This window comes from Kitasatospora sp. NPDC092286, from assembly GCF_044755565.1.
In the GTDB taxonomy this organism is placed as follows: Bacteria; Actinomycetota; Actinomycetes; order Streptomycetales; family Streptomycetaceae; genus Kitasatospora.
The window spans coordinates 1-7,200 of record NZ_JBIVRD010000091.1 but is presented as its reverse complement, the minus strand read 5'-3'; the positions used below and the strand labels follow the sequence as shown (position 1 = coordinate 7,200).

The window sequence follows — 7,200 nt, the reverse complement described above, 5'->3', positions numbered from 1 at the left end:
CTGTAGGGTCCCGATTTCCATGTCGAAATCCGCAGAGCGGTGTCGACCGAATGTCGAAGGTGGACATGCTACCGGGATCCGAGTCACCGATTCTGGATCTTCCTCCTTCCCGTTCGTAACTCCGTTGAGCCGTCTTGAGTGAGACGGCTCAACGGATGGGCGATTCGGCAGCCGAAAGGCTCCTTGGGGAAGGCGAGGTGGGGGTTGATGGACAGCATCGATGGGGCTGGCGAGGCGGTACTCGTCAGTGTCAGGCGCGACGACGAGTGCGTCGCAGAGGACTTGGACTGGGCATCTGTGCCGCTCGGCCTGCTACAGCAGGCTCAGCCGTGGCGTACGTTCCGCTGGTACGACGGCCAGAAGCACTACTCGGGCACCTACTGGGCCTCGACGGTGCGTGACCACGTGATCTACGAGTCGCGTCTGGAGCTTGGCCGGTTGCTCTTCGCGGACTTCGCAGCCGGGGTCCGGCACATCGTTGCCCAGCCTTTTCTCCTCAAGGCCGTGGTACAGGGCGAGTTGCGTCGGCATGTTCCGGACTATCTGCTGCTCACCGACGACGGGCCGGTGGTCGTGGACGTCAAGCCGCGGCATCGACTGGAGCGGCCGAAGGTCGCCTTCGCGTTCGAGTGGACGCGGCGGGTGGTGGAGTCCAGGGGCTGGACGTATGAGGTGTGGTGCGAGCCTGATCCGTTCGTGCTGGAGAACGTCCGATTCCTCGCCGGCTTTCGGCGGGAGTGGCTGTTCGATGCCGCCCTTCTGGAGTTCCTTCGAGGCGCCGGGCTGGCAGGGATGTCGCTTGGCGAGGCCTTCCGTCTTTCTTCCGAGTGGCCTCGGTCGGCGGTGAAAGCTGCGGTGCTGCACCTGCTTTGGTCGGGACACGTCGTGACGGATCTGGAGCGGCCGCTGAGCGCGGGCCACGTCCTGGGGAGGGCTGTGTGAGCTGGGCGGGAGTGCGGCTTGGCGTCGGGACACGTCTGCGACTCGACGGTGAGACAGTCGAGGTGGTGGACTTCGCGAGCCTTGGCACGGGGATCGAGGTCGTCCTGAAGGACGGGCGTGACCGCCTGTCGAGGATGTCGGTACGCGAGCTGCTGGCCTCTGGGCGGGCGGAGATGGTCGCATCTCGCGGCGCTTCTTCGGGCGACGAGGCGGAGATGGCCTCGGTGGTGCTGACTCGGCTGAGCAAATCGGAGCGGGAGGACGTGCTCACGCGGGCCGGGCACGTGCGGGAGATGCTCACCGGCTTCCGCTCGGGATATGAAGAGCTCGCCGATACGGGCGAGCCGCGGCCACAGTTCGATCCTGGCCGTCCGCTGACTGAGCGCTACGCGGCCAAGGCTGCCGAACTCGGCCTGACGGACCGGACCATGCAGCGCTGGGCACGGGCTTTCCTGGACGAGGGCGAGGCAGGTCTTGTCTCCCTGAAGGCGCGGGCTGACGGTGGTCTTCGCAACGCCGATCAGCGCTGGGTTGACACAGCGGTGGAGGTGCTGGGCGAGTACGAGCAGGAGTCCCGGCCGTCGGTGAAGGTGGTGCTGGAGCGGATCGAGACCCGCCTTGAGGCGGTCTACGGGCCGAAGGTGGTGCCGCTGCCGAAACGCACGGCGGGATACCGCTGGATGCAGGAACTGGAGCGGCGGCAGCCGACGTTCCGGCTGAGCACCAAGCGGAACCGGGACATCGCCGCTCGTCCTGGCGGGGCCTACGGAAAGCTGAGGCCGACCCGGCCTGGCGAATACCTGCTGATGGACACCACGCGCCTGGACGTCTTCGCCTTGGATCCGGTGACGTTGAAATGGGTCCAGGCGGAGCTCACCGTCGCTATGGACTGGTATACCCGCTGCATCACCGGCATCCGTGTGACCCCGGTGTCGACGAAGGCCGTGGATGCGGCAGCCGTCCTCTACCAGACGTTCCGTCCGCGGCCCGCCCCTGAGTCTTGGCCCCGGGAAGCGGCCTGGCCCGACCACGGGATTCCCCGCGGGGTTCTCATCGAGGCCGAGGCTGTCCACGGTCCGGTCACGGGAGCGGTCGGCCCAGCACTGGCCCCGGAGACCTTGGTGCTCGACCACGGGAAGATCTACCTGTCGGCGCATCTGACCAGCGTCTGCCGCCAGTTGGGGATCTCGATCCAGCCGGCCCGGCTGCGGACGGGCCGGGACAAGGGACCGTTGGAGCGGTTCCTCCGGACCCTTCGGGAGGACCTGCTGCAGCTGCTGCCCGGCTACAAGGGGCCAGATGTCCACTCTCGCGGCCTGAACGTGGAGAAGGACGCGTTCTTCTTCCTCCACGAACTCGAGGCAATCATTCGGGAGTGGGTGGCGGTGGCGTATCACCGGCGGCCGCACAGCGGTCTGGTGGATCCGCATCTGCCGAAGCTGGAACTGTCACCTGCGAAGATGTTCGAGCACGGACTCGCGCGGGCCGGCTACATCGAGGTGCCGCGCGATCCGGACCTGGCCTACGAGTTCTTGGAGGCCAGGCTGCGGACGGTCCAGCACTACGGTGTCGAGGTCGGCGGGCGCCGCTACAACGGCCCGGGTCTGGACGGGCTTCGGGACATGGCCGGCTCGGGCATCGAGCTGGCCAGGAGGCGGCTGCCGTTCCATATCGATCCCGATGACATCAGCCGGATCTTCTTCCGTGACGCCGACCGGATCTGGCACACGCTCTGGTGGGAGCACGCTCCGAGTCTGCAGATGCCCCTGAGCGAGGAGGCCTTGCACTTCGCGCGGGGCCTGGCGGCGGAGAAGTACAGGTATCCCAACGACCGGCTCGCTGTGTCGCTGCTGCTGGAGCGGTGGAACCTGGGGCTTGGGGAGTCGCTGGCCGAGCGGCGCATGGCGCTTCGGCTCTCCCGCGAGCAGGTCGCTATCGAACTGCCCGCGGCGAAGGAGACCGCTGTCTCGGCTCTGCCGTCGGTCGCCCGTGTGCTGGCCCTGCCCGAACAGGCGGGGCCCCCGCCGGCGGAGGCGCCCGATCCAGGTCTGGAGCTGGGCGATGATGACGAGGACGGCCTCGAAGAACTTGGCGAGGAACTTGCCTTCTACGCAACCGCTTTGAGGGATATCGATGACGACGAGTGAACGGACGCGGCCGACTGCCGAGGACGGGGATCTCCGGGGTCGGCTCGATCACCTGACGCTCTCGCGCAAGGAGGGCTTCGGTCGGATGGCCGACGCGCCGGCGCGCAAGCGTCCCGACAAGCTGACGCGACGTCAGTTATCACGGCTGGGCGAGCTGGCGCTGGCCGCCTACAACCGCGAGCGCCGCAAGTGGCATGCCAATCTCGGCCCGCTGCGGACTCCCCAGCTGAAGGCCCTGCACGAGGACCTGTGGGACATCTTCGACAGCAACGACCACGACGGTGACAAGGTCAAGGGCGGTATGGCCATCGACGCCTTCCCGGGACTGGGGAAGACGACGGCGGTGCTGGCCTTCGCCAGGAAGCTGCACCGACGAACCATCCAGGAGGAGGGGAAGTACACCGACGAAGGGCACGAACGCTGGCCGGTCTGCCGGGTGGGGCTGACGAGCAACACCGGGATGCGCGACTTCAACCGGGCGATCCTCGAGTACTACGGGCACCCGGGCCGTTTCACCGGCAATACCGCCGATTTCGGCTACCGCGCTCTCGACAGTGTGTTGTCCGCGGAGACCAAGCTTCTGATCGTGGACGACCTGCACTTCCTGAAGTGGAGGAACAAGAACGGCGTGGAGGTGAGCAACCACTTCAAGTACATCGCCAACGAGTTCCCCGTGACGCTGCTGCTGGTCGGGGTCGGGCTGGAGAACCGGGGGCTGTTCGACGAGGGCGGCAGCTACGAGGACGCCGTCCTCGCGCAGACAGGACGCCGCACCACGCGGCTGGACATGGACCCGTTCCTCATCACTTCCGAGGAAGGCCGCCTGGACTGGCGCAACACGCTGCTGGCGATCGAGGAGCGACTGGTCCTCGCGGACAACCGGCCCGGCATGATCGCCGACGACCTGTCCGACTACCTCTTCGCCCGCAGCACCGGCCACATCGGCTCGCTCATGACGCTGATCAACCGAGGCTGCCAGCGAGCCGTCCGCACCGGGGCCGAGCGCCTGGACCAGAACCTGCTGGACCAGGTCAAGAACGACGCTGCGTCGGAGAAGGCTCGCGAAGAGCTCACTCAGGCCCTGGCCGCCGGCCGCCTGGTCAGCCGGCCGACGAGGACGTCGGCGTGAAGGGGCTACGCACGCTGGCGATCCGCGTCGCACCGTTACCCGGCGAGAGCCTGGACAGCTGGCTGGAGGCCCTGGCCCGGAGGAACTGGGTCTCAACCCGGGCTCTGCTGCGGGCCCTTGAGCTTCCGCACAGCCAGTCGGCCACCGGCCGCTCTTTGGTCACCGGCATGCCGGCGGAGGCGTTGCGACGCCTGGAGTGGCAAGCCTCCCTGCCGGCTGGCAGCCTCGAGTCGGCCGTCATCGCGGAGACGTTTCCCGCCGGTTCCCGGCCGCCGCGCTGCCGATTCTGTCCCCAGTGCCTCGCGGGCAACGGCGGCCGCTGGCCGTTGCGTTGGTGGCTTCCCTGGACGTTCGCCTGCCGGCTGCATCAGGCGGTCCTCCACGACATCTGCCCCGACTGCGGGGCCGTTCCGCGCCAGCGGATTCCCAGCCAGACCCATCGTCACCCTCCGGCCCGCTGCACCAGCGGCGCGTGCCAGACGGACCTCAGCGCCGTGCCACCGCTTCGGCTCTCGGCCGATCACCCGCTGCTGAACACCCAGCACTGGATCGACGACCTCCTGGACCGGGACGACCCGACGGCGGCCACCGTCCTCGCCGACCTGGACGCGTGCACGACGTGGCTGGCCCGTGCTGTCGCGCCCGGTGATCAGGCCCGGCGGGGCCCGCTCGTTGAACGCCTCTGGCGGGAAGCTCCCGCTCTCACCCACCGCGCTCGCCATGCCGTCCAGCACGGAATGATCGCGCACCTTGCTCAGTCAGTCTTCCAGGACTCGGAGGTCAGGGCGGTCATCGCCATCCAGGACCTGATCGCCCAGCGTGCGACGCTTGGAATCACCACGTCGGGCCTGCATCCCGCGAAGCCCGTGAGGCTGTCGCCGCCGCTCCAGCGCCGGTTCCTGCGGGCGCTGGACTCCAGGCTGCCCGCCTCGGAGCGGCTCCGGTTCCGATCGTGCACAGCCACGGCCCGCTATCCGCAGCCTGACAGCCGGCACGCCCATGCCCGCGCCCGCCACCTGCCGCAGGTGCTCTGGCCGGGGTGGTCCGTTCGGCTCCTGCCGACGGAAGGCGCCTCCGACGACCACTACCGAGCCACGGTGGCGGCATGCCTGCACCTGCCCGGGGCCACCGAGCGAGGACTCCAAGGCCTCGTCGACCGGCTGAATCTGCACCGTCGCAACATCAGCGACGTCCTGCGGCCGCTGGCCGCCAATCACCCGGACGTGCTCGTCGCGATCTGCGACCTGGCCGACTACCTGGACCAGCACGGCAGCCCCGTCGACTACGAGGATCGTCTCGCCGCCATTCCCACGACGCCGATCAGCTACGAAGACTGGCGGGAGCTCTGCTTTCGCAGCGGAGCCGAGCCCGGCGGCAGCCTGCGCTACAAGGCTCCGAGACTCGTCCACGCCCAGCGCTACCTCCACCAGATGCTGACCGGGTCGGACCTGACCGACCCCACCAACCCCCTCGCCCTTCGCACTCCCCACGACCGAAGCGGATACTCCGCCTTCCTCGGCTGGCTGAACCCGGCACAACGCCGAGCGCTGCACGAGCACGCCGCGGCTGTGCTTCGGGATCTCGGACTGTCCGGACCGCCGACCTGGGAACCGCCCAAGGAGTGCGCGAGAGGCCTGGCTCTTCCCGGCCGTGACCCCGACGATATCGACCTGGCGGCACTCCACCGCCTGGTCACCCTCGAGAAGCGCCCCCTGGGAGAGGCCGCGCAGAAGCTGGGCACCAGCCTCGCTCACGTCAGGCTCGCGCTCGAACACCTTCCGCACGAACCGCGGCCCTTCGGCCGGGTCTCACAACTGTCCAGCTGGCACCTTGGGGAGCGAACCCGGCAGATCATCACACGCGAGTTCCTTCAACGCGAGTACGTCGACGCCGAGAAGTCGTTCGTCGACATCGCACGCGAGCAGGGGCTTCCCAAGAAGCACGTCATCCGACGCGCCAAGGACCTCGGCGTCGTCATCTACAGGGGAACCCGCCCGATTGAGGTCGACGAAGCCTGGCTGCGGGAGCAATACCTCACCCAAACCAGGAGCATCGAGGACATCGGCCAGGAACTCGGCGTCAGCGGCGAGCCCCTCCGCCGACGGCTTGAGCATCTTCAGATCCCGCGACGCCCCGGTGGCACCATCAGCCATCCTGACAGGCTCGTCAAGCTCGACGACAGTGTGCCGCCCAACGTCCGCGCATGCGCGGAGGGCACCCTGCACGGCTGGCTTCGGCTTCGCCGCTTCCAGATCGCGATGGCGTTCCCGACGCTGAACGCCACTTCCCAATACCTGGAAGACCTGAAGATCAGTGCGCTCACCTCGCAGTTCAACCAGCTGGAACTCGCCATCGGCGACCGGCTCTACCACCGCTCGGTCCGCCACGCACCGCAACGTCCGACCGAGCGGGGCCAGATGCTGCTACGCGACCTCGCCATGCCTCACATCCAAGACCTGATGGCCACGTCACTCGGCAGCCGGATGGAGCCATTGCCGAGCGCTGCTGAAGTGGCCACCGCGACTGCGGCGGCGGATGGCGAACGCGCCGCACTGACCAAGATCACGCCTTCAACGCACTCGGAAGAAGTCCATCTCCCACCGCCATTGCTGCCGCTACTCGGCTACCTCCTCACCCATCCCGAAGATGAAAGCAACGCGGCTCTGATCCACACCCGTACCGGAATTTCGCTCATGACCATCAACAAGCAACTCAGACGCCTCCACGCTGCCGGTTGGTTGACCAGCTGCCCGGAAGATCGGCAGTCATGGCTCAGCCGGGGAAGAGCCCACGGCCGACGGCGCACCTACTACGCGTTGACCACACCCGCACGCAGGATCGCATCCGACACGCTCCGGAACGACGGGCGATCGAGGAAAACGACACGACAGCGGGACAACTCACTCGACACAAGCACGGGACAAGACCATGAAACTCAAGGCCACGGAGCTGCCGCATGTCAGAGCTGAGCGGAACCTACAC

4 protein-coding genes are annotated in these 7,200 nt (G+C 67.6%); all 4 read left to right on the top strand.

All coding sequences use genetic code 11. From position 1 onward, the window contains the following. Positions 1–207: 207 nt before the first annotated feature. Positions 208–942, top strand: a complete 735-nt coding sequence (locus ACIQIB_RS39070) for a TnsA-like heteromeric transposase endonuclease subunit (RefSeq protein ID WP_400764181.1) — start codon at positions 208–210, stop codon at positions 940–942. Positions 943–1,007: 65 nt separating this feature from the next. Beyond that, a complete protein-coding gene (locus ACIQIB_RS39065) occupies positions 1,008–3,089 on the top strand; it encodes a Mu transposase C-terminal domain-containing protein (RefSeq protein WP_400764179.1) in 2,082 nt (693 codons plus the stop codon). A gap of 85 nt (positions 3,090–3,174) precedes the next feature. Then, positions 3,175–4,218 (top strand): AAA family ATPase, encoded by a 1,044-nt coding sequence (locus ACIQIB_RS39060; RefSeq protein WP_400764177.1) that lies wholly within the window; start codon positions 3,175–3,177, stop codon positions 4,216–4,218. Further along, the gene (locus tag ACIQIB_RS39055) at positions 4,215–7,187 is read left to right on the top strand and encodes a TniQ family protein (protein WP_400764176.1); all 2,973 of its coding nucleotides are present in this window, start codon (positions 4,215–4,217) and stop codon (positions 7,185–7,187) included. The genes ACIQIB_RS39060 and ACIQIB_RS39055 overlap by 4 nt, the downstream gene beginning before the upstream one ends. The last annotated feature ends 13 nt before the right edge of the window (positions 7,188–7,200 follow it).